Source organism: Telluria sp. ZB4P34 (genome assembly GCF_059686055.1).
In genome coordinates this window covers 847,536-869,655 of sequence record NZ_JCASIF010000001.1, presented here as the reverse complement: position 1 = coordinate 869,655, position 22,120 = coordinate 847,536, and the positions used below count along the sequence as shown (strand labels likewise).

Genomic DNA, 22,120 nt, shown 5'->3' with positions numbered 1-22,120 from the left:
AAACCTTCAGTCCTTTCGGGGCGCGGCGCCGGCGTGGGGCCGGTGCGGTGCGCAGGGCCCGGCGGCATGGCCGGGCCGTTCTTATTCAATGAGTCGTCTTCTTCGGGGTGGCGTCGAACGCCCGCAGGCCGCCGCAGATCAGGTCGGAGGGCACGCCCAGCGCCCAAGCCGCGGCCACGGCCGCCAGCACGCTGTCCGGATGCTTCACGGTCGCCGGCGGGATCTTTGCCAGGTCGAGCAGCACGTGTTCCAGGTCGAAGCCTTCGGCCAGCACGATGCGATTGTCGCGCACGAACACCACGCGCTCGCCCTGGGCGCGGTGGTTGGCCACCACCGGGTTGTTCTCGTCGAGCGCGTAGAAGATCACGCGGCCGTCGCACAGTTCCGCCAGCGCAGCCACCCGTTCGTTGGCCGCGTTCAGGACGGCCGCGCCTTCCGGCAGGATCACGTCGACCTGGCTGCGGATCACGTTGCGCAGGCCGTCCTCGTCCAGGACGTGGAATTCGGCCACATCGTCCAGGCCTTCCATGTCGGTGACGATGCCGACCGTGCAGCGGTCGTACGGCAGGCCCTCGGCCAGGATCGAGCGCGCGTTCGATTCGAACACGGCGGTCTGCACGGTGCGGTTGATCAGGAGGCGCTGCCCGGCGTCGAAACCGGTGGAATCCTTGGCGCTCACCTGGCGCGCGTCGAGGTACAGGCCTTCGCCGTTGGCCACGCCGACGTGCTTGCCGGTGATGTGGACCAGGCAGCCCACCAGGCGCGCGATCAGGCTGGTGCCGAGGGTGCCGGTGACGCCTACCACCGGGATGCGTCCGATATTTTCGCCCTGTCCTTCTGCGAACAGGTGGTTCACGATGGCCTTGCCGACATTGCGCGGCTTGCCGCTGGCCGGCTTGATGTGGGCCAGCAGGCCCGGGCTCGAATTGACTTCGATGATCGCGCCGCGCTGTTCCTCCAGCGGACGCGAGATGTCTTCGCATACCAGGTCGATGCCGGCCACGTCCAGGCCGACGATGCGCGCCGCCAGCGCCGCCACGTGCGCGACCGACGGGTGCACCAGGTCGGTGACGTCGTCGGCGACGTTGCCGTTCACCTGGATCAGCACCTTCTGCCCAGGCTGGGGAACCGACTCGGGCGTGAGGCCCTGGCGTTTCAGGTCCAGCATGATCTCGCTGTCGTGCGGCTTCACCAGGCCGAGCGGGTGCTCTTCGCTCTCGCCGCGGCGCGGGTCGGTATTGATCTGGCGGTTGCACAGTTCGATCACGTTCGCGCTGCCGTCGCCCGTCACCCATAGCGATTCACCCCTGGCGGCGGCCACCACTTCGCGGCCGACCACCAGCAGGCGGTGTTCGTTGCCCGGAATGAAGCGCTCGACCAGCACGGCGCTGCTGCCGCCGGCTTCCGCGGCGATCGCATAGGCGGCCAGCACGTCGGCCTCGCTCATCAGGTTCAGGGTCACGCCGCGCCCGTGGTTGCCGTCGACCGGCTTGACCACCACCGGCAGGCCGATGTCCTGCGCTTCTTCCCACGCTTGCCCGGCGCTGCGCACCAGGGCGCCTTCCGGCACCGGCACGCCGCAGGAGGCGAGCAGGGTCTTGGTCAGGTCCTTGTCGCTGGCGATGCCTTCGCCGATGGCGCTGGTGCGGTCGGTCTCGGCGGTCCAGATGCGGCGCTGCGCGGCGCCGTGGCCGAGCTGCACCAGGTTGCCTTCGGTGAGGCGGATCGACGGAATGCGGCGCTCGGTGGCGGCGTCGACGATGTGCGCGGTGGACGGGCCCAGGCACCAGCGGTCCACCAGCCCGGTGAGCTGCTGCACCGTGGCCGGCATGTCGAAGGGGGTGTCGTTAATGGCCGCCATCATCAAGCGGTGGCCGGCCTCGAGGGCCGCGCGGCCAACGATCTCGTCGCGGGTGCGGAAGGCCATCTTGTAGATGCCGTGCTGGCCGGTGGAGCGGGTCTTGCCGAAGCCGGTCTTCATGCCGGCCATGTTCTGCAGCTCGAGCACGACGTGTTCGAGGATATGGCCGGCCCAGGTGCCGTCGCGCAGGCGTTCCAGGAAGCCGCCGCGGTGCCCGACGCCGCAATGGTGTTCGACCAGGCCCGGCAGCCAGGCGGTGAGGCGCCCGGCAAAGCCGGGCAGGGTGTTCGAGGGGAAGTCTTCGAGCTCCCCGATGTCGAGCCAGGCCTCGATCACCGGTCGGTAGGTCCAGATGTTCGGGCCGCGCAGGTGGGTCACGCGGAGGAACTTGATATCGTTCTTCTTGTTCATGAAAAAATGTCTTTGTCGGTTGCGACCATCCCGCGCACAACCGGCGTTACCTTTGGTTGCCTGCCTGCCGCTACAGTACCGAAAGCCGGTGTTCCCTAGCGCACATCATATATACTTGCCGGCCGGAAGCTTACCGTGCCGAAACGTTTTCTGCCAGTTGGGGATTTCCTGTCATCCAAAGGATGCATAGAAACGTTACACCCGTTTGTGGAGCGCTTTTGTTGAGCGCCTAACGCAAAACGGGTATCCGGCAATCCCATGCCCTGCCGAGCCGCGATCTTGCACCCTCCACCAGAACCAATGCCTGAAGTCGGGCGCAAACCATGACAACTCAACAACTTGCTATTCCGTCGGCGCCGGCGGTCTCCGCCGCAGCATCGGCTGGCGGAGCTTTGCCTGAACACTGGCAAAATGACGTTGCGAAACAGCTTGCACCAGGGGAAAACGTTTTAACCGGCGTCGAGGTTGACCTCGACGCGAAATTACGTTTCAGGAAGGGCATGGTGGTGGTTACCGATCGCCGCCTGCTGGCCAAGGCGCCGGGCGAGGACAGCTGGCGCGATTGGGGCTACCGCCCCGGCCTGTCCCTGCGCCACCACGACCATGCCGGCGTCGGCCACCTGGAACTGGTCGATACGCACGCCTTGCTGGGCGCCTGGCGCTTCACGCTCGGCCAGAACCTGGGCGCCATCCGCGTGGTCGACCATTTCAACGAGCAGGCGAAAAGCTTCGTGTCCGGCGTGCCCGTGACGCCGCCGGAGCAGCATACCTGCCCGAGCTGCAAGGCACCGCTCGAGGCCGACGACGCCGAGTGCGCCGTATGCGCCAAGGTGCTGCACACGCCGCCTTCCACCTGGACCCTGTTCCGCCTGTGGCGCTTCGCCCGGCCCTACAAGGGCCAGCTGCTGCTCGGCTTCCTGTTGATGGTCGGCTCGACCGGGGCGCACATGATTCCGCCCTATCTGACCAAGCCCTTGATGGACAATGTCCTGATTCCGTACCAGAACGGCCAGGTCATCGACACGTCGCTCGTCTATCTCTATATGGGCGGCCTGTTAGGGGCCGCGCTGTTGGCCTGGGCGCTCGGATGGGGCAAGACCTACGTGCTGGCCCTGGCGTCCGAGCGGATCAGCGCCGACCTGCGCTCGACCACCTACGAACACCTGCTGCGCCTGTCGCTCGAATACTTCGGGGGGAAACGCACCGGCGACCTGATGTCGCGCATCGGCAGCGGCTCGGACCGGATCAGCGTGTTCCTGTCGCTGCACCTGCTCGACTTCCTGTCGGATGTCCTCCTGATCATCATGACGGGCGTGATCCTGTTCAGCATGAATCCCTGGCTGGCGCTGGTGACGCTGGTGCCGCTGCCCTTCATCGCCTGGATGATCCACGTGGTGCGCGACAAGCTGCGCACCGGTTTCGAGAAAATCGACCGGGTCTGGGGCGAGGTCACCAACGTACTGGCCGACACCATTCCCGGCATTCGCGTGGTGAAGGCCTTCGCCCAGGAAAAGCGCGAAGCAGCGCGCTTCCGCGAAGCGAACAGGCACAACCTGGCCGTCAACGACAAGCTGAACAAGGTCTGGTCGCTGTTCTCGCCGACCGTGTCGCTGCTGACCGAGATCGGCCTGCTGGTGATCTGGTGCTTCGGCATCTGGCAGGTCTCGCGCGGCGACATCACGGTGGGCACGCTGACGGCCTTCATCGCCTACAGCGGCCGCTTCTACGTGAAGCTCGATTCCATGAGCCGCATCGTGTCGGTGACCCAGAAGTCGGCCTCGGCGGCCAAGCGCATCTTCGACATCCTCGACCACGTGTCGAGCGTGCCGGACCCGGCCAATCCGGTGAAGGTCGACAAGGTGGCGGGTAACATCGAGCTGCGCGAAGTCGGTTTCCGTTACGGCAACCGAGCCGTCAACCGCGGCATTTCGCTCAACATCCGCGCCGGCGAGATGGTCGGCCTGGTCGGCCACTCGGGCTCGGGCAAGAGCACGCTGGTCAACCTGATCTGCCGCTTCTACGACGTGGCCGAAGGCGCCATCCTGCTCGACGGCCGGGACATCCGCACCTTCGCGGTCAGCGACTACCGCCGCCATATCGGCCTGGTGCTGCAGGAGCCTTTCCTGTTCTTCGGCACGATCGCGGAGAACATCGCCTACGGCAAGCCGGGCGCCACGCGCGAAGAGATCATCGCGGCGGCGCGCGCGGCCCATGCCCACGAGTTCATCCTGCGCCTGCCGCAGGGCTACGACTCGATGGTGGGCGAGCGCGGCCAGGGCCTGTCGGGCGGCGAGCGCCAGCGCATCTCGATCGCGCGCGCACTGCTGATCGACCCGCCGATCCTGATCCTGGACGAAGCGACGTCCTCGGTGGACTCGGAGACGGAAAAAGAGATCCAGAAGGCGCTCGACAACCTGGTGAAGGGCCGCACCACCATCGCCATCGCGCACCGCCTGTCCACCTTGCACAAGGCCGACCGCCTTGTAGTGCTGGACCGCGGCGTGGTGGTGGAAGAGGGCAGCCACGATGCGCTGATGGCGCGCGAGGGCGCCTACCGGCGCCTCTACGAAGCGCAGGCCCGCAACGTGGACCAGGATCCCGACGATGTCGAATAAATTCAGGACGATCAAATGACCGGTACTTTTCAACTGCGCCGCGACAGCTTCGGCAGGCTGGTCCTGACCACCGCCGAAGGTGAGGAACACGTCGGCGTCATCCCCGTGCGCGCGTTTCCGATCCAGGCGCCGGACAAGGGCATTTCCATGGTGCGCGAGGGCGGCAAGGAAGTGGCCTGGATCGACGACCTGGCCGAGCTGCCCACGGAGATCCGCGACATGATCCAGGCCGAGATCGAGGGCCGCGAATTCATTCCCGAGATCCTGCACATCAGGGAGGTGTCGAGCTTCGCCACGCCCTGCACCTGGTACGTGAAAACGGACCGCGGCGATACCGAGTTCGTGCTCAAGGTGGACGAGGACATCCGCCGCGTCGGCGAAGCCTCGCTCCTGATCGCGGACAACCACGCCATCAACTTCCTGGTGCGCGATATGTTCCATATCGACAAGCACAGCCGCAGGATCCTCGACCGCTTCCTGTAAGGCGCGGCGCGCCGGGCATCCGTGCTACCGTCTTCCTTCTACTTGAAGAGGAGACGGCCATGCAACGCACAGCACTGGTAGTAGGCGTCAGCGGGATCGGCGGCAGTTACACGGCGCGCGCGCTGGTGGCGGACGGCTGGCAGGTCCATGGACTGGCGCGCCGTCCCGGCAATGACATTCCTGGGGTAGGGCCGGTCGCGGCCGACCTGCTCGACGAGGCCGGCCTGGCCGCCGCGCTGGCGGACGTCGCGCCCACCCATGTCTTCATCACCACCTGGATGCGCCAGGCCACCGAGGCCGAGAACATCCGCGTCAACGCGGCCATGGTGCGCAACCTGCTCTCGGCCTTGTCGGGCAAGAAGACGCTGCGCCACGTGGCCCTGGTCACGGGCCTGAAGCACTACCTCGGCCCCTTCGAGGCCTACGCCGCCTCCGGCACCTTGCCGGACACGCCGCTGCGTGAGAGCCAGCCGCGCCTGCCCGTCGAGAATTTCTACTATGCCCAGGAAGACGAGGTCTATGCGGCCGCCGAGCGCGACCGCTTCACCTGGACCGTGCACCGTCCGCACTCGATCGTCGGCATGGCGGTCGGCAATGCGATGAACCTGGGCACCACCCTGGCCGTGTACGCCAGCATCTGCAAGGAAACCGGCCGCCCGTTCCGGTTTCCCGGCTCCGGCGCGCAGTGGAACGGCCTGTCCGACGTCACCGATGCGCGGATGCTGGCCAGGCAGCTGGTCTGGGCGGCCGATACCGACGCCGCACGCAACGAAGCCTTCAACATCGTCAATGGCGACCTGTTCCGCTGGAGCTGGCTGTGGGGCCGCATCGCCGACTGGTTCGGCGTGGAAGCCGCCGGCTTCGACGGCAAGATCCGGCCGCTGGAGGCGGAAATGGCGAACGACGGCGAGCTTTGGCGCGACATCACGGCGCGCCATGGACTGGTGGAGCCCGGGCTCGACCGCCTGGCCTCGCCCTGGCACACCGACCTCGACCTCGGCCGGCCGATCGAAGTCATGACCGACATGGCGCGCAGCCGCAAGCTGGGTTTCAGCGCCTACCAGGCCACCGACGAGTCCTTTTTCGATCTGTTCGCGCAGCTGCGCGCGGCGCGCCTGATCCCCTGATGCCGCCCGGGCCGCTTGCACGGCCGGCGAGCCCGTGCTAGATTCGTTAACACGTTAACGATATGGGCGCCGCCCAGCTACGCCATGAAGCCCGAACACCTGTCGATTCCGGTCGGCCCGGCCAGCCTGGAGGCCAGCTGCTGGACAGTCCACAATGCCGTCGCCACCGTCGTGCTGCACCCGGCCACGGCCGTCACCCAGGCCTATTACGAGGCCTTCGCCGCCTGGCTGGCTGGCCGCGGATTCAACGTCCTCACCTACGACTACCGCGGCACCGGCCGCTCGCGCCCGCCCAGCCTGCGCGGATTTGACGTCACGATGGCCGAATGGATGAGCAAGGACGTCGGCGCCGTTACGCGCTGGGCCGTGGCCCGGTTTCCCGGCCTGCCGCTGCTGGCCGTCGGGCACAGCGTGGGCGGCCATGCGATCGGCCTGTCGCCGGAGACGGCGCACCTGCGCGCGGCCGTGCTGGTGGCGTCGCACGCGGGCGCCAGCCGCACGGTGCGCGGATTCCTGGAGCGCCTGCGGGTGCGCTTCGTGCTGCGGGTACTGGCTCCGCTGCTGTGCGCCCTGTGCGGCTACATGCCGGGCAGCCGGCTGGGGCTGGGCGAAGACCTGCCGCGCGGCGTGATGCTGCAATGGGTGCGCTGGACCGCGCTGCCGCGCTACTTCTTCGACGACCCGGCCATGGACGCCGCGCGCCGCATGGCGCGGGTCGACATTCCCTTGCTGGTGCTGGGCTTCGACGACGACCCCTGGGCCAACCCGCTGGCGATGGACATGCTCGTGTCGCACTTCGTCAACGCGCAAGTGGAACGGCGCCAGGTCGACCCGCGCACGGCCGGCGTGCCTGCCATCGGGCACATGGGCTTTTTCCGGCGTCGCTGCGAGACGGTGCTGTGGACGCAGGTGGCCCTCTGGCTGCACGCCCACGCCCTGCCGGAGGGAAGGGGGCGCCATGCCGCCGTCTAGACCGCGCTTCGTGCACCTCCTGAACCGTGCACAACGCGCCCTGCAGCGCTGGATCGAGCTGCGCCCGGAAGCCTGGGAGGGCATCAGCGCGGCCCAGGTCGGCCTGCTGTTCGTGCTGCGCGCGCGCCCGGGCCAGCCGGCCGCCGTCGGCGAGATCGCCGCCGAGCTGGGCGTGGCGCCGGCGGCCGTGACCAACCTGTCCAAGCGCATGCAGGCCGCCGGCATGGTCGAGCGCGTCGCCGATGCCGCGGACGCCCGCCTGACGCGCCTGCAGATGACGGCCGCAGGCGAGGCTGCCAGTACGCGGGCCGGCGAGGTGCTGGTGGAACTCAATGCGCGCCTGAGCGAAGGTTTCACGCAGCAGGAACTGCGGACGGTGGCACGCTGGCTGGAGCAGGCGGCGTCGCTGGAGCGCGGCCTGCCGCAGGATTGACCCGGTCCCGAACCGCAGTCGCGCCGGATCGGCGGCCTGTGTACGCGCGCCCACATACCGGCAATCCCATCGCAGGTAGAGTCGCCCCATCCGCCACTGCACACGGGAGAAGCCATGGATTCGATCAACCGCAACCAGCCCGAGCGCAACCGGCTCGACCTGGACGGCCAGGACGCCATCAAGCGCCTGAAGGACATGGCCGGGGACGCCGACAGCTGCTTTTTCGTCACCCAGGGCAGCATGGCCCCGAGCCGGGGCGGTCGCCCGATGAGCGTGCGCGAAGTGGACGCCGCCGGCCGGCTGTGGTTCCTGAGCGCGAACGACAGCCACAAGAACCATGAGATCGCGGCGAATCCCGCCGTGACACTGTATTTCCAGCAGGGCGCGCATTCCGGTTTCCTCGAACTCGAGGGACATGCCGAGATCGTCACCGACCGCCAGCGCATCCATGAACTGTGGAACTTCATGCTCAAGACCTGGTTCACCGAAGGCGAGGACGACCCGCGCGTGACCGCGATTTGCGTAGTCCCGCGCCTGGGCTATTATTGGGACAACAAGCACGGCGACGCCGTGGCCGGCGCCAAGGTGATGGTCGGGGCAGTGCTCGGCAAGACCCTCGACGACTCCATCGAGGGCACGCTCACTTTTTGAATAGGGCCGCGCCCTGCCATGGATGGAATCCACTTTGTTGTCGTCACCATCGGCTCGGCCGGCGACCTGTTTCCCTTCATGCGGGTGGCCCTGGCGCTGCGCGAATGGGGGCAACTGAGCGGCCACCGGGTCACGATGCTCGGGCCCGTGCAGCACGAAGCCTTCGTCGCCCAGGCCGGCCTGCCTTTCCACGGCCTGCCGGCGGACGACGCGGTGCTCGACCATCCCGACCTGTGGCACCCGACGCGCGGCCTGGCCGTGGTCTGGAAGGCGACCCGTCCGGCCATGGCGCAGGTGCCGGACTTCGTGGCTGCGCTGCCGCCAGGTGAGCGCATCGTGCTGCTGGTACACCCGCTGGCCCTGCCGGAAGCGGACCTGTGCCGGGCGCGCCGGCCCGGCCTGAAGGTAGCGGCCGCCTACCTGGCGCCGTCCAACCTGCCGACCGTGCACGATCCGCTGCTGCTGGGTCCCTACCCGGTGCCGCGCTGGCTGCCCATGGACGCGCGCCGCTGGCTATGGCGGCGCCTGGCGGACGCCCTGATCAACCCGGTGGCCTTGCCCGACGTGAACGCCGCGCGTGCCGCGCAGGGCCTGGCGCCAGTAAGCGACCTGGTCGATTACATCGTGAACCTGCCGGACCTGTCGGTCACGCTGTTCCCCGAATGGTTCGCGCCCACCCAGCCGGACTGGCCGCAGCCGCTGCTGCGGGTCGGCTTTCCGCTGTACGACCCCACGCCGCAGGCCGAGCTGTCGCCCGAGGTCGCCCGCTTCATCGAAGGCGGAGCGAAGCCGGTCGTGTTCACGCCCGGCACCGGCAACCGCCAGGCGGCTACCTATTTCCGCTGTGCGCTCGATGCCTGCGCGCGGCGCGGCCTGCGGGCGATCCTGTTGACCCCGCACCGCGAGCAGCTACCTGGCCAGCTGCCGTCGCCGGTGCTGTGGCAGGACTACGTGCCGCTGCGCGTGCTGCTGCCGCACGTGGCCGCACTGGTGCACCACGGTGGCATCGGCACCACGGCCGAAGCCTTGCGTGCGGGCGCGCCCCAGCTGGTGGTGCCGCTGGCGCACGACCAGTTCGACAACGCGGCGCGGGTGCGCGCGCTGGGCGTGGGAAGCAGCCTGCGTGCCGCCCGCTTGACGCCGCGGCGGCTGGCGCAGCGCCTGGCCGCGGTGGTCGACGACCCGGACGTGGCCGCCGCCTGCCGCAAGGCGGCGGCCCTGGCCGGCCCGGCCGACCTGGACCCGCTGTGCACGCGGCTCGCCCTGCTTGTCGCTTGCACTGTTGGGGAGCGCACCGACAATGTCCCGCCGCCAGGGTGAAATGCGGCATCCAGCCGACGATGCCGAGGACCTCATGCGCGACAAGCACCGTGACCACAAGCAGCATGCCGCGCCCCATGCGGGCGAGGGGCGGGAAGGCTACGTCCGGGTGCGCGGCGCCCGCGAACACAACCTGAAGGACGTCGACGTCGACATTCCGCGCGGCGCCCTGGTCGTGTTCACCGGCGTGTCCGGTTCGGGCAAGTCCTCGCTGGCCTTCGGCACCCTGTACGCGGAGGCGCAGCGGCGCTACCTGGAGTCGGTGTCGCCCTATGCGCGCCGCCTGTTCCACCAGATGCCGGTGCCCGAGGTGGGCGAAATCGACGGGCTGCCGCCGGCCGTCGCCCTGCAGCAGCAGCGCGGCTCGCCCACCGCGCGTTCCTCGGTGGGCAGCGTCAGCACGCTGTCGAATTCCCTGCGCATGCTGTATTCGCGCGCCGGCGATTATCCGCCCGGCCAGGAGCTGCTGTACGCCGAGTCGTTCTCGCCGAATACGCCGGAAGGCGCCTGCCCGCAATGCTCGGGCCTGGGGCGGGTGTACGAAGTGACGGAGCAGTCGCTGGTGCCGGACGACTCGCTCACCATTCGCGAGCGCGCCGTGGCCGCCTGGCCGCCGGCCTGGCACGGCCAGAACCTGCGCGACATCCTGGTCACCCTGGGCATTGATGTCGACACGCCGTGGCGCGAACTGCCGAAGAAGGACCGCGACTGGATCCTGTTCACCGACGAGACCCCGACCGTCCCGGTCTATGCCGGCCTCACGCCGAAGGAAACCCGCGCGGCCCTGAAGCGCAAGGACACGCCCAGCTACCAGGGCACGTTCACCGGCGCGCGCCGCTACGTGCTGCAGACCTTCGCCAACACCGAGAGCGCCTCGATGAAGAAGCGGGTGGCGCGCTACATGGTGTCCACCGAATGCCCGATGTGCCGCGGCAAGCGCCTGCGCCGGGAAGCCTTGTCGGTGACCTTCGCCGGCATCGACATCATGGAACTGTCGCGCCTGCCGCTGGCGCGTCTGGCCGAACTGCTCACGCCGTTTGCGGCGGGGAAGGCGGCGGGGGACAGGACGCGCGCGAAGGAACATCCGGAACAGATGATCGTCACCCAGCGCATCGCCCAGGACCTGTGCGCGCGCCTGGGCGTGCTGCTCGACCTGGGCTTGGGCTACCTGGCGCTGGAGCGCAGCACGCCGACCTTGTCGCCGGGCGAGCTGCAGCGCCTGCGCCTGGCGACCCAGGTGCGCTCGAACCTGTTCGGTGTGGTGTATGTGCTGGACGAGCCTTCGGCCGGCCTGCACCCGGCCGACACCGAAGCGCTGCTCGATGCGCTGGCCCAGTTGAAAGCAGCGGGCAACTCGCTATTCGTGGTCGAGCACGCGCTCGACGTGATCCGGCGCGCCGACTGGATCGTCGACGTCGGCCCGGCAGCCGGCGAGAAGGGCGGGCAGGTGCTGTACAGCGGGGTGCCCGAGGGCTTGAAAAAGGTAGCGAATTCGCAGACGCGGCGCTACCTGTTCAACGAAGCGCCTCCGGCGCAACGCAGCCCGCGCGCACCTGGCGGCTGGCTGCGCCTGGAGGGCGTGCGCCGCAACAACCTGGACGGGATCGGCGCCGCCTTCCCGCTGGGCGTGCTCAGCGCCGTCACCGGCGTGTCCGGTTCGGGCAAGTCGAGCCTGGTGAGCCAGGTGCTGGTGGAGCTGGTCGGCGCCGCGCTCGGCCAGGCCGCGCCTGACGCCGACACGCCCGACACGGACGATCCGGGCCTGGAGCAGGATGCCGCGCTGCCGCTCGAAGGCCGGATCGTCGACGGCATGGAAGGGATCCGGCGCATGGTGCGGGTCGACCAGAAGCCGATCGGCCGCACCCCGCGCTCGAACCTGGCCACCTATACCGGCCTGTTCGACGGGGTGCGCAAGCTGTTCGCCGCCACGCCGGACGCGAAGAAGCGCCGCTTTGACGCCGGCCGCTTTTCCTTCAACGTGGCCAAGGGACGCTGCGAGCACTGCGCCGGCGAAGGCTTCGTCATGGTCGAGCTGCTGTTCCTGCCCAGCGTGTATGCACCGTGTCCTACCTGCGAGGGTGCACGCTACAACGCCAAGACCCTCGAGGTCTGCTATCGCGGCAAGAACATCGCCGAGGTACTGGGCATGACGGTGGGCGAGGCGATCGCCTTCTTCGAGGGCGAGCCGCTGGTCGAGCGCGCACTGGCGGTTCTGGCCGAGGTCGGGCTGGACTACCTGCGCCTGGGCCAGCCGGCCACCGAACTGTCGGGCGGCGAGGCGCAGCGCATCAAGCTGGCGACCGAGCTGCAGCGCGCCGGGCGCGGTAACACCCTGTACGTGCTGGACGAACCGACCACCGGGCTGCACCCGGTCGATGCCGACCGCCTGGTGGTGCAGCTGAACCGCCTGGTCGATGCCGGCAATACGGTGATCGTGGTCGAGCACACGATGCGGGTGGTGGCTGGTTGCGACTGGGTGATCGACGTCGGTCCCGGCGCCGGCAACGAGGGCGGCAGGATCATCTGCGCCGGTCCGCCGGCCGAGGTGGCGGCCTGCAAGGCCAGCCGGACCGCGCCCTACCTGGCGGCCCACCTCGGCTAGCCGAACTTCACGAGGTTCAGGGCGGCGAGCGCGCCGCCCGGGAACTGGGTCAGGCGCCCGCCCGCGGCGAGCCCGCCCAGGTCGAGGGACAGGAAGCCCAGCTGCCGCGCCAGGCCCGTCACCTGCGCCTTGGCCGAGGCATCGTCGCCCGCGAGGAACAGCACCCGCTGTCCGCCTTCGGCGGCCGGATCGGCCGCCAGCAGGGCCGCCTGCAGGTGGTTGAAGCCCTTGACCACGCGCGCGCCCGGCGCCAGGCCGGCGACGACCTCGCTCGAGCTGCGTGCGCCGAGCTCGACCGGGCGGAAGTCCGGCGCTTCGATCGGGTTGTTGGCGTCGACGACGATCCGGCCGTTCCAGGGACCGAGTCCCTCCAGTGCCGCGGGCAGCTTCGACCAGTTCACGGCCACGAAGACCAGGTCCGCCCGCGCCGCTTCCTTCACGTCGACGGCGCGGATGTGCGGGCCGAGCTCCTGCTCGAGGGCGGCCAGCGACTGCGGTCCGCGGCTGTTGGCGATGAGGGCGTCGATGCCGGCCCGGGCAAGTGCGCGTGCGATGGCGCTACCGATGGCGCCGGCGCCGATGATTCCGATCTTCATATTGTTCTCCGTTCGTTTGGCAAGGGTGGGCATGCTCAGGCGGTAAAGCCGCCGTCGACCAGCAGCTCGGCGCCGGTCACGAAGGCGGCGTCGTTCGAGGCGAGGAAGGCGACGGCGCCGGCGATGTCGCTGCCCTGGCCGTAGCGGCCGAGGGCGATGCCGGGCTTGACGAAGTCCGCCACCGCGCCGTCCGCCGGGTTCATGTCGCTGTCGGTCGGGCCGGGATGGACCGTGTTGACGGTGATCCCTTGCGGGCCGAGGTCGCGCACCAGGCCGCGGGTAAAGCCGGCAACGGCGCCCTTGGTGAGCGTATAGGCCGACGCGGTCGGGAAAGCGGCGTACTGGACCATGGAGCTGCCGATGTTGATGATGCGGCCGCCCGCGCCCATGTGGCGCAATGCCTCTTGGGTGGCGACGAAGACGCCGGTTACGTTGACCGCGAGGATGCGCTCGAAATCGCCGAGGGCGATCTCGGTCGGGGCGCCCAGCACGCTGATACCGGCGTTGTTGACGAGGATGTCGATCCGGCCGAAGCGGGCGGCGACGCTGGCGACGGCATCGCGCACGGCGGCCGGGTTGCCGGCATCGGCCTGCAGCGCGAGGGCGAGCCCGCCGGCCGCTTCGATGGCGGCGACCACTTCCTCCGCCTTTTCCGGCGACGCGTTGTAGGTGATGGCGACGGTGGCACCGTCGCGGGCAAGGCGCTTGGCGATGGCGGCGCCGATCGAGCGGCTGGCGCCGGTGACGATGGCGATCTTGCCTTCCAGGGGGTGCTTGTTCATGGTGCTTCCTTTCGTGGTGGGTGGTTGATGGAAGCCAGTATGGTCGTCGCAGCTTTATATGCGTAGTAGAAAACGGCTACAATCAGTTTCAACCAATGCTTGAAGGTAATAATGTGGAAACCCTGTCGAACCTGGAATCCTTCGTGCGCAGTGCCGAATCGGCCAGCTTTTCCGCCGCCGCGCGCCGCCTGGGGCTGACCCCGGCCGCCGTCAGCCGCAACGTGGCCCAGCTCGAGCGCAACCTGGGGGTGCGCCTGTTCCAGCGCAGCACCCGCGGCCTCACCCTGACCGAGGCGGGAGAGCGCTTCCTGCAAGCGATTGCCGGCGGACTCGACAGCATCCAGTCGGCCATTGCGCAAGTCACGACCCATGCCGGGCAAGCGGCGGGGGTGCTGAAGATCAGCGCCGGCCCCGGCTTCGGCCGCGACTACCTGCTGCCGCTGATGCCGGCCTTCCTGGCGCGCTATCCGGCGGTGCAGCCCGACTGGTACTTCGACAACCGCCAGGTCGACCTGGTCCGCGACGGCATCGACGTCGCCGTGGGCGGCGGCTTCGAACTGACACCGGGCGTGGTCGCGCGCGCGCTGGGGCGGGTGCACATCGTCGCCGTCGCCACGCCGCAGTTCCTCCGGGGTATTCCCGCGCCGGCCACGCCGGCCGACCTGGCCGGCCTCGATGGCGTCGTGATGCGCTCGGCAGTGACAGGACGCGTACGCCAGCGCATACTGCGCAACCGGGCTGGCGACGAATTCCCGGTCGAGCAGCGCGTCCGCATGACGGTCGACGACCCGGATGCTCTGGTGGAAGGCGTCCTGATGCACATGGGGATCGGCCTGATGGCGCTGCCGAACGTCCTGCGCCAGCTCGACAAGGGGGAGCTGGTGCGGGTGCTGCCGGACTGGCACCAGGACGCCGGCCAGATTTCCCTCTACTTCAGCAGCCAGAAGCTGCTACCGTCGAAAACCCGCGCGTTCGTCGATCATGTACTCGACGGGTTTCGGGAGCAGCGGCTGGCCGAACGCTTCAGGGCCGCCTGAGCCGGTCGAGCATATTGATTCAATGACAATTGTCGTGCTAAGCCGGCAATCCAATTGTGTGCCGGAAAAACAGGTCATGCGTTACACTTGGGATATTTTTTTCCCAACATTTCCCTCGCATGCCCGGCACCTCGATCGATAATTCACAATTCCGCCGCATCCTGAGCCGCAATGTGGCGCTGCCGCTGGCAATGAGCGTCGTCACGGCGATCGTCTTCGTCGGCATCATCGCCTACCTGATCAATGTGCTCACCTGGGTCGAGCATTCCGAGCGCGTGATCGGCAATGCGCAGGAGGTCAGCAAGCTGTCGGCCGAGATGGAAGCGGGCATGCGCGGCTACCTGATCGCCGGCGACGAGGCTTTCCTGGCGCCCTACGGTGCGGCGAAGCAGCGCATGCAGACCGGTCTGCAGAGCCTGGATGCCGTCGTCAAGGACAATCCGGTACAGGCCGAGCGCGTCATGCGCATCCAGGCCGCACAGTCCCAGTGGGAGCAGTTTGCCGACAACATGGTCGAGCTGCGCCGCGGCGGCTTCGACGTGGTCGAGCCCGTGCGCGCCGGCCGCGGCAAGAACCTGACCGACGAGATCCGGCGCAATTTCGAGCTCTTCCTCGATGCCGAACGTCGCCTGCTGCAGGAGCGCAACGATTCGGCGCGCAGCGTTACCACCTGGTCGGTCGCCTGCTTCCTGCTGCTGAGCCTTTCGATCGGCGGCGGCCTGGCCATGTTCGGCCGTCGCCAGCTGGTGAGCCTGTCGACGTCCTACCAGGAAACGCTCGAGCACGAGGCCGAGCACAACGAGCAGCTGCGCCACCAGGCCTGGCTGCGTACCGGCCAGACCGAGCTGGCCACGCGCAGCGCCGGCATCCATGCGCTCGAGCCGCTGGCCGACGCGGTGCTGGCCCACGTGACGCGCTATCTCGACGGCGTGGTGTCGGCCATGTACGTGCGCAGCGAGGAGGGCGTGCTGCGCCGCATCGGCGCCTACGGCTTCGCCCACGATACCGCCGAGCATGCGCAGCTGATCCAGGCGAGCGAGTCGCTGGCCAGCCAGGCCGCCAACGAAAGCCGCATCCTGCACCTGCGCGAATTGCCGGACGGCTATATCAAAGTGGGCTCGGCACTGGGCGAAGCCTCGCCGCGCGAGATCCTGATTGCCCCGGTGGTCAACTATGGCAAGGTCAAGGGCGTGATCGAGATCGGTTTCCTGCATCCGGTCAAGGAGCGCGACCGCGAGTTCATGGAGACCATCGCGCCGGCCGTCGGCGCCTCAATGGCGGCGGTGCTGTACCGCCAGCGCCTGCAGCACGCGCTGGAAGAAACCCAGACCCTGAACGAGGAACTGCAGGTGCAGCAGGAAGAATTGCGCACCGCCAACGAAGAGCTGGAAGAGCAGTCGCGCGCGCTGGAAGAATCGCAGACCGCCCTGGAAAACCAGCAGTCCGAGCTGCGCGCCACCAACGACCAGCTGGCCGAGCAGGCCCTGAACCTCGACATGAAGAATGCGGCGCTCACCGCCGCCCAGGACCAGCTGCGCCAGCGCGCGCTGGAACTGGAACGCGCCAGCCGCTACAAGTCCGAATTCCTGGCGAATATGTCGCACGAGCTGCGCACGCCGCTCAACAGTTCGCTGATCCTGGCCAAGCTGCTGGCCGATAACGCGGCCGGTAACCTGAACGACGAGCAGGTGCGCTTCGCCCAGACCATCTACTCGGCCGGCAACGACCTGCTGCACCTGATCAATGACATCCTCGACATCTCGAAGGTCGAGGCGGGCAAGCTGGAACTGGTGCCGGAAGAAGTGCCGCTGCGCCGCATGGTCGAGGGCCTGGCGCGCACCTTCGAACCGCTGGCGCGCCAGAAAGCGCTCGATTTCAGCGTCGCGGTCGAGTCGAACGTGCCGGCGGCGATCACCACCGACCGCCAGCGCGTGGAGCAGATCCTCAAGAACCTGCTGTCCAACGCCGTGAAGTTCACCGACCGCGGCAGGGTCGCGATGACGGTGTCCGTGACGCCGGAAGGCTGGGTGCAGTTCGGCGTGGCCGATTCCGGCATCGGCATCGCCCCGGACCAGCAGGAACGCATCTTCGACGCATTCCACCAGGCCGACGGCACCACCAGCCGCCGTTTCGGCGGCACCGGCCTCGGCCTGTCGATCTCGCGCGACCTCACCGGTCTGCTGGGCGGCAGCCTGAACGTGGCCAGCACGCCGGGCGAGGGCAGCCTGTTCACATTGAGCCTGCCGCGCAGCGCCTCGGTGGCCGCCAGCCCACCGCCTGCTCCGGTGATGCCGGCCGCCCAGCCCATGCGCGAGCCCGCCCCCACGCCGGCGCCGGGCGCCGCTCCGGCGCCGGTCGAGCCGGCGGCTTCCTTCCCCGATGATCGCGACCAGCCTGCCATCGGTAGCCGAACCGTGCTGGTGATCGAGGACGAGGCCGAGTTCGCGCGCATCCTGTTCGACCTGGCGCACGAGCTCGATTACCGCTGCCTGGTGGCGATGAGCGCCGGCGAAGGACTGGCGCTGGCGGCCACCCAGAAGCCCGACGCGGTGCTGCTCGACATCCGCCTGCCGGACGGCTCGGGCCTGTCGGTGCTGCAGCAACTGAAGGACAACCCGGCCACCCGCCACATTCCGGTGCACGTCGTGTCGAGCATCGAGAACGGCGGCGAAGCGCTGCACCTGGGCGCGATCGGCTATGCACTCAAGCCGACCTCGCGCGAACAGCTGGAGGAGGTGTTCCGCAAGCTGCAGGAAAAGTCGAGCCAGAAGATCAAGCGCGTACTGCTGGTCGAGGACGACGAGCGCCAGCGCGACAGCGTGGTGCAGCTGATCGCCGACGCCGACGTCGAGATCGCGGCGGTCGGCACCGGCGGCGACGCCCTCGACCTGCTGCACAAGCAGATCTTCGACTGCATGATCATCGACCTCAAGCTGCCCGACATGCAGGGCAGGGAACTGCTGGAGCGCATGTCGCACGAAGAGCTGTGTTCCTTCCCGCCGGTGATCGTGTACACCGGCCGCAACCTGACGCGCGACGAGGAAGCCGAACTGCGCAAGTATTCGCGCTCGATCATCATCAAGGGCGCGCGCTCGCCCGAGCGCCTGCTGGATGAAGTGACGCTGTTCCTGCACAAGGTCGAAAGCGAGCTGTCCTCGGAACGCCAGACGATGCTGAAGGCCGTGCGCGGACGCGACCGCGTGTTCGAAGGACGCACCATCCTGCTGGTGGACGACGACGTACGCAACGTGTTCGCCCTGACCAGCGCGCTGGAGTCGCGCGGCGCCAGGGTCGAGGTGGGCCGCAATGGCTTCGAGGCGATAGACAAGCTCGACCAGGTTCCAGGTGTCGACCTGGTGCTGATGGACGTGATGATGCCGGGCATGGACGGCCTGGAAGCGACGCGCCGCATCCGGGCTGACGGGCGCTTCGACCGCCTGCCGATCATCGCGATCACGGCCAAGGCCATGAAGGACGACCAGGAACAGTGCCTGGCCGCCGGCGCCAACGACTACCTTGCCAAACCGATCGACCTGAGCCGCCTGTACTCGCTGCTGCGCGTGTGGATGCCGGCACTGGAGCGCATTTGAACACCGGGAACCAGCAGCCGCCGGAGGACTTCGACATCGAGCTGAAGATGCTCGTGGAAGCCGTCTACCTGAAGTACAACTACGACTTCCGCGACTACACCGGGGCCTCGCAGAAGCGCCGCGTGCTGGTGGCCATGCGCGAAATGGATTGCGATACCGTCTCCGCGCTGCAGGCCAAGGTGATGCATGCCCCGGACGGCTTCGCCCAGCTGCTGCAATACCTGACGATTCCGGTCACCGAGATGTTCCGCGACCCGGAATACTGGATCGCGCTGCGCGAGCAGGTCCTGCCTTTCCTGAAGACCTATCCGTCGCTGAAGATCTGGGTGGCTGGCTGCAGCACCGGCGAAGAGGTGTATTCGCTGGCCATTCTGCTGCACGAAGAAGGGCTGCTCGACCGCACCATCATCTACGCCACCGACATCAACCCGGTGTCGCTGGAAGCGGCGCGCAAGGGCGTGTTCAAGGTCGAGGCGATGCGCCTGTACACCGAGAACTACCAGAAGGCGGGCGGCAAGCGCGCGTTTTCCGACTATTACACGGCGGCCTACGAAGGCGCGCTGTTCGACCGCGCCCTGATCGAGAACGTGACCTTCGCCGACCACAGCCTGGCCACCGACAGCGTGTTTTCGGAGACCCATTTCGTCAGCTGCCGCAACGTGCTGATCTACTTCAACCGCAAGCTGCAGGACCGCGTGCTGGGCCTGTTCCACGAGTCGCTGTGCTACCGCGGCTTCCTCGGGCTGGGCAGCAAGGAGAGCATCGAGTTCTCCAGCCATGCCGGCCGCTTCGACGTGCTGGCGCGGCGCGAGCGCCTGTATCGCAAGGGCGCCGCGTGAGCACCGGAGGCAAGCCGCTGGCGGGCGCGCTGGAGCAGGTCGGCGAGCTGCTGCGCGGACGCCATACCGAGCTGGTCGTGATCGGCGGTTCGGCCGGCGGCGTCGATGCGCTGGTTGGCCTGCTGCCTGCCGTGCCGCTGGACTACCGCGCGGCCGTCGTGTGCATCCTGCACGTGCCTGCCGACCGCGAGAGCCGGCTGGCCGAAGTGTTCGACCTGCGCGCCGCCTTGCCGGTGCGCGAGGCCCGTGACAAGGAGCCCATCCAGCCCGGCACGATCTATTTCGCCGGTTCGGGCTATCATCTGTCGATCGAGCGCGATCGCCGCTTCTCGCTCAGCTGCGAGCCGCCCGTGCATTTCGCGCGTCCGGCGATCGACGTGCTGATGGAGTCCGCCGCCGACGCCTATGGGCCGCGGCTGGCCGGCATCCTGCTGACCGGCGCCAACCACGACGGCGCCGGGGGCATGTGCCGCATCCGCGAACGGGGCGGCCTGACCGTCGTGCAGGACCCGCGTGAAGCCCAGGCCAGTGCAATGCCGGAAGAAGCCATCCGCCGCTGCGCACCGGACCTCGTGTTGCCGCTGTCCGGCATCCGGACACTGCTCCCCATGCTGAGGAACCAATGAGCATTCAAGACCCAAGCAAACTCCTGATCGTCGACGACCTGCCGGAAAACCTGCGCGCCCTCGACGCCCTGATCCGCGGCGAAGGCCGCCTCGTATTCCAGGCATCCTCGGGCGAAGCGGCGCTGGCGCTGATGCTCGAACACGAGTTCGCGCTCGCCATCCTGGACGTCCAGATGCCGGGCATGGACGGCTTCGAGCTGGCCGAACTGATGCGCGGCACGGAACGCACCCGCAACATCCCGATCGTGTTCGTGTCCGCCGCCGGGCGCGAGCTGAACTACGCCTTCAAGGGCTACGAATCGGGCGCCGTCGACTTCCTCTACAAGCCCCTCGATTCGGATGCGGTGCGCAGCAAGGTGCACGTGTTCGTCACGCTCGACCAGCAGCGCCGCGAGATGCAGCGCCAGATGGCGGCGCTGGAGCGCAGCCGCCAGGAGCAGGAGACCCTGCTGCGCGAACTGAACCAGACCCAGGACGAGCTGCAGCGCTCGCTGCGCATGCGCGACGAATTCATGTCGCTGGTGGCGCACGAGCTGCGCACGCCGCTCAACACCCTGTTCCTGGAAACGCAGATGCGCAGCCTGCAGCTCAAGCGCGGCACCCTGGCTGCCATCAAGCCCGACCAGTTCGAGACCATGATCCGGCGCGACGAACGCCAGATCAAGGCCATGATCCGCCTGATCGACGACATGCTCGACGTCTCGCGCATGCGCAGCGGCCAGCTGTCGATCCGCCCGGCCCAGGTCCAGCTGATGGACCTGCTCGAGCGCATCGTCAGCGACCTGTCGCTGCAGGCGGCGGCCACCGGCTGCACGCTGTCGCTCGAGCCGCATCCGGCGGTGGAGGGCTGCTGGGACGAGTTCCGCATCGAGCAGGTGGTGGTGAACCTGCTCACCAATGCCTTGCGCTATGGCGGCGGACAGCCGGTCGAGGTCAGCGTCCAGCGCAGCGGCGACAGCGTGCGCATCGACGTGCGCGACGAGGGCAAGGGCATCGCCCCGGCCGACCTGGAACGCATCTTCGAGCCCTACGAACGCGGCGCGCGCAACGGCGAGCCGAAGGGGCTGGGACTGGGGCTGTACATCTCGCGCCAGCTGGCGATGTCGCATGGTGGCGAGTTGCGGGTGAGCAGCAGGCCGGGGGAGGGCTCGACGTTCTCGCTGATCCTGCCGACCTGTGAGCAGACCGCTGAAGCGAGCACAGTCGCGTAGGGTGGTCGGCTGTGCCGACCGCGCGTTCAAATCACGCTTGAATACACGGCGCGACTGGTTATCCGCTGCCTGAACGCGCGGTCGGCAGTGCGTGGTCCAGTCCACTGGACTGGACCACCCCTACGACACCCTCCAATAACACAAAGCCCGTATCCTCCCCAATCGAAGCACGGGTTGCGCAATACTGTCGTTTCGGCCACACTCCCCGGATCGCGCCGGCGCGCCCGGCGCGGTAGACCCAATAGACTAAAACAATACTTGCTCGATAGTTAAAATCAATCGACAATATCGTATCAATCAATTTCACAAAAGACGACCGCGGCACTACACTGGCGTCTATCAACTCTCTCAACAACCCGAAAACAGGAGAATACATGTCCCTCATCAACACCCAGATCAAGCCGTTCAAAGCCACCGCTTACCACAACGGCAAGTTCATCGATCTGACGGAAGAGAACTTCAAGGGCACCTGGTCGGTTCTGATGTTCTACCCGGCTGACTTTACCTTCGTCTGCCCGACCGAACTGGAAGACCTGGCTGCTTTCCAGCCTGAATTCGAGAAGATGGGCGTGAACGTCTACGGCGTGTCGACCGACAGCCACTTCGCGCACAAGGCATGGCACGACACCTCGGACGCCATCAAGAAAGTGAACTACCCGCTGATCGGCGACCCGACCGGCGCCCTGTCGCGCAACTTCGAAGTCATGATCGAAGAAGAAGGCATGGCGCTGCGCGGCACCTTCGTGATCAATCCGGAAGGCCAGATCAAGCTGATGGAAGTGCACGACAACGGCATCGGCCGCGACGCATCGGAACTGATGCGCAAGGTGAAGGCTGCCCAGTACGTCGCTTCGCACCCGGGCGAAGTGTGCCCGGCCAAGTGGACCGAAGGCGCTGAAACCCTGACCCCGTCGCTCGACCTGGTCGGCAAGATCTAAACAGCAGTCCGGTAGGTCTGTCCCGG

General features: G+C 67.7%; 17 protein-coding genes. 14 read left to right on the top strand and 3 right to left on the bottom strand.

Translation table 11 applies throughout. The features are described 5' to 3' along the window. Positions 1 to 85: 85 nt before the first annotated feature. A complete protein-coding gene (locus AC56KL_RS03865; protein WP_497178812.1) occupies positions 86 to 2,272 on the bottom strand; it encodes a cyanophycin synthetase in 2,187 nt (728 codons plus the stop codon). Between the two features lie 323 nt (positions 2,273 to 2,595). On the opposite strand from AC56KL_RS03865, the gene AC56KL_RS03860 reads away from it, so the two are divergent. The 8 genes from AC56KL_RS03860 (at position 2,596) to AC56KL_RS03825 (ending at position 12,475) form a co-directional block, all read left to right on the top strand. Further along, positions 2,596 to 4,887 carry a cyanophycin metabolism-associated ABC transporter gene (locus AC56KL_RS03860; RefSeq protein WP_497178811.1) on the top strand — a complete coding sequence of 764 codons (2,292 nt, stop codon included), beginning with the start codon at positions 2,596 to 2,598 and terminating at the stop codon, positions 4,885 to 4,887. Between the two features lie 15 nt (positions 4,888 to 4,902). Further along, positions 4,903 to 5,370, top strand: a complete 468-nt coding sequence (locus AC56KL_RS03855) for a cyanophycin metabolism-associated DUF1854 family protein (RefSeq protein ID WP_497178810.1) — start codon at positions 4,903 to 4,905, stop codon at positions 5,368 to 5,370. A 59-nt stretch (positions 5,371 to 5,429) separates the two neighbouring features. After that, the gene (locus AC56KL_RS03850) at positions 5,430 to 6,497 is read left to right on the top strand and encodes an SDR family oxidoreductase (RefSeq protein ID WP_497178809.1); all 1,068 of its coding nucleotides are present in this window, start codon (positions 5,430 to 5,432) and stop codon (positions 6,495 to 6,497) included. An 84-nt stretch (positions 6,498 to 6,581) separates the two neighbouring features. Then, positions 6,582 to 7,469, top strand: coding sequence for an alpha/beta hydrolase family protein (locus AC56KL_RS03845; protein ID WP_497178808.1), 888 nt, complete (start codon positions 6,582 to 6,584; stop codon positions 7,467 to 7,469). Then, positions 7,456 to 7,902 carry a MarR family winged helix-turn-helix transcriptional regulator gene (locus AC56KL_RS03840; RefSeq protein WP_497178807.1) on the top strand — a complete coding sequence of 149 codons (447 nt, stop codon included), beginning with the start codon at positions 7,456 to 7,458 and terminating at the stop codon, positions 7,900 to 7,902. The genes AC56KL_RS03845 and AC56KL_RS03840 overlap by 14 nt, the downstream gene beginning before the upstream one ends. Positions 7,903 to 8,016: 114 nt before the next feature. After that, entirely contained in the window at positions 8,017 to 8,553 is a 537-nt protein-coding gene (locus tag AC56KL_RS03835) for a pyridoxamine 5'-phosphate oxidase family protein (RefSeq protein WP_497178806.1), read from the top strand. Between the two features lie 18 nt (positions 8,554 to 8,571). Continuing rightward, the gene (locus AC56KL_RS03830; RefSeq protein WP_497178805.1) at positions 8,572 to 9,873 is read left to right on the top strand and encodes a glycosyltransferase; all 1,302 of its coding nucleotides are present in this window, start codon (positions 8,572 to 8,574) and stop codon (positions 9,871 to 9,873) included. Positions 9,874 to 9,907: 34 nt separating this feature from the next. Then, positions 9,908 to 12,475 (top strand): excinuclease ABC subunit UvrA, encoded by a 2,568-nt coding sequence (locus AC56KL_RS03825; RefSeq protein WP_497178954.1) that lies wholly within the window; start codon positions 9,908 to 9,910, stop codon positions 12,473 to 12,475. Here AC56KL_RS03825 and AC56KL_RS03820 read toward each other — a convergent pair. Both AC56KL_RS03820 and AC56KL_RS03815 read right to left on the bottom strand, forming a co-directional pair. Further along, on the bottom strand, positions 12,472 to 13,071 hold the full coding sequence (locus AC56KL_RS03820; protein ID WP_497178804.1) for an NADPH-dependent F420 reductase: 600 nt from the start codon (positions 13,069 to 13,071) through the stop codon (positions 12,472 to 12,474). The genes AC56KL_RS03825 and AC56KL_RS03820 overlap by 4 nt on opposite strands. Positions 13,072 to 13,106: 35 nt before the next feature. Continuing rightward, positions 13,107 to 13,853, bottom strand: a complete 747-nt coding sequence (locus AC56KL_RS03815) for a 3-oxoacyl-ACP reductase family protein (protein WP_497178803.1) — start codon at positions 13,851 to 13,853, stop codon at positions 13,107 to 13,109. A gap of 113 nt (positions 13,854 to 13,966) precedes the next feature. Between AC56KL_RS03815 and AC56KL_RS03810 the strand changes: the two genes are divergently transcribed. The 6 genes from AC56KL_RS03810 to ahpC all read left to right on the top strand — a co-directional run bounded on the left by AC56KL_RS03810 (position 13,967) and on the right by ahpC (position 22,094). After that, on the top strand, positions 13,967 to 14,890 hold the full coding sequence (locus AC56KL_RS03810) for a LysR family transcriptional regulator (protein ID WP_497178953.1): 924 nt from the start codon (positions 13,967 to 13,969) through the stop codon (positions 14,888 to 14,890). A gap of 119 nt (positions 14,891 to 15,009) precedes the next feature. After that, positions 15,010 to 18,480, top strand: coding sequence for a response regulator (locus AC56KL_RS03805; RefSeq protein ID WP_497178802.1), 3,471 nt, complete (start codon positions 15,010 to 15,012; stop codon positions 18,478 to 18,480). 47 nt (positions 18,481 to 18,527) lie between these two features. Further along, on the top strand, positions 18,528 to 19,319 hold the full coding sequence (locus tag AC56KL_RS03800) for a CheR family methyltransferase (protein WP_497178952.1): 792 nt from the start codon (positions 18,528 to 18,530) through the stop codon (positions 19,317 to 19,319). A gap of 29 nt (positions 19,320 to 19,348) precedes the next feature. Further along, complete coding sequence (locus AC56KL_RS03795) at positions 19,349 to 19,945, top strand: chemotaxis protein CheB (protein WP_497178951.1); 597 nt, start codon at positions 19,349 to 19,351, stop codon at positions 19,943 to 19,945. Continuing rightward, entirely contained in the window at positions 19,942 to 21,156 is a 1,215-nt protein-coding gene (locus tag AC56KL_RS03790) for a hybrid sensor histidine kinase/response regulator (protein ID WP_497178801.1), read from the top strand. The genes AC56KL_RS03795 and AC56KL_RS03790 overlap by 4 nt, the downstream gene beginning before the upstream one ends. A 374-nt stretch (positions 21,157 to 21,530) precedes the next feature. Further along, complete coding sequence (gene ahpC / locus AC56KL_RS03785) at positions 21,531 to 22,094, top strand: alkyl hydroperoxide reductase subunit C (RefSeq protein ID WP_497178800.1); 564 nt, start codon at positions 21,531 to 21,533, stop codon at positions 22,092 to 22,094. Positions 22,095 to 22,120: the final 26 nt, after the last annotated feature.

Excerpts from the sequence above, each read along its gene's own strand:
- AC56KL_RS03865 (WP_497178812.1), bottom strand. The coding sequence starts at position 2,272 with ATGAACAAGAAGAACGATATCAAGTTCCTCCGCGTGACCCACCTGCGC.
- AC56KL_RS03850 (WP_497178809.1), top strand. The coding sequence starts at position 5,430 with ATGCAACGCACAGCACTGGTAGTAGGCGTCAGCGGGATCGGCGGCAGT.
- AC56KL_RS03815 (WP_497178803.1), bottom strand. The coding sequence starts at position 13,853 with ATGAACAAGCACCCCCTGGAAGGCAAGATCGCCATCGTCACCGGCGCC.
- AC56KL_RS03825 (WP_497178954.1), top strand. The coding sequence starts at position 9,908 with ATGCGCGACAAGCACCGTGACCACAAGCAGCATGCCGCGCCCCATGCG.
- AC56KL_RS03860 (WP_497178811.1), top strand. The coding sequence starts at position 2,596 with ATGACAACTCAACAACTTGCTATTCCGTCGGCGCCGGCGGTCTCCGCC.
- AC56KL_RS03835 (WP_497178806.1), top strand. The coding sequence starts at position 8,017 with ATGGATTCGATCAACCGCAACCAGCCCGAGCGCAACCGGCTCGACCTG.
- AC56KL_RS03840 (WP_497178807.1), top strand. The coding sequence starts at position 7,456 with ATGCCGCCGTCTAGACCGCGCTTCGTGCACCTCCTGAACCGTGCACAA.
- AC56KL_RS03800 (WP_497178952.1), top strand. The coding sequence starts at position 18,528 with ATGCTCGTGGAAGCCGTCTACCTGAAGTACAACTACGACTTCCGCGAC.
- ahpC (WP_497178800.1), top strand. The coding sequence starts at position 21,531 with ATGTCCCTCATCAACACCCAGATCAAGCCGTTCAAAGCCACCGCTTAC.
- AC56KL_RS03845 (WP_497178808.1), top strand. The coding sequence starts at position 6,582 with ATGAAGCCCGAACACCTGTCGATTCCGGTCGGCCCGGCCAGCCTGGAG.
- AC56KL_RS03820 (WP_497178804.1), bottom strand. The coding sequence starts at position 13,071 with ATGAAGATCGGAATCATCGGCGCCGGCGCCATCGGTAGCGCCATCGCA.
- AC56KL_RS03830 (WP_497178805.1), top strand. The coding sequence starts at position 8,572 with ATGGATGGAATCCACTTTGTTGTCGTCACCATCGGCTCGGCCGGCGAC.
- AC56KL_RS03805 (WP_497178802.1), top strand. The coding sequence starts at position 15,010 with ATGCCCGGCACCTCGATCGATAATTCACAATTCCGCCGCATCCTGAGC.
- AC56KL_RS03855 (WP_497178810.1), top strand. The coding sequence starts at position 4,903 with ATGACCGGTACTTTTCAACTGCGCCGCGACAGCTTCGGCAGGCTGGTC.
- AC56KL_RS03790 (WP_497178801.1), top strand. The coding sequence starts at position 19,942 with ATGAGCATTCAAGACCCAAGCAAACTCCTGATCGTCGACGACCTGCCG.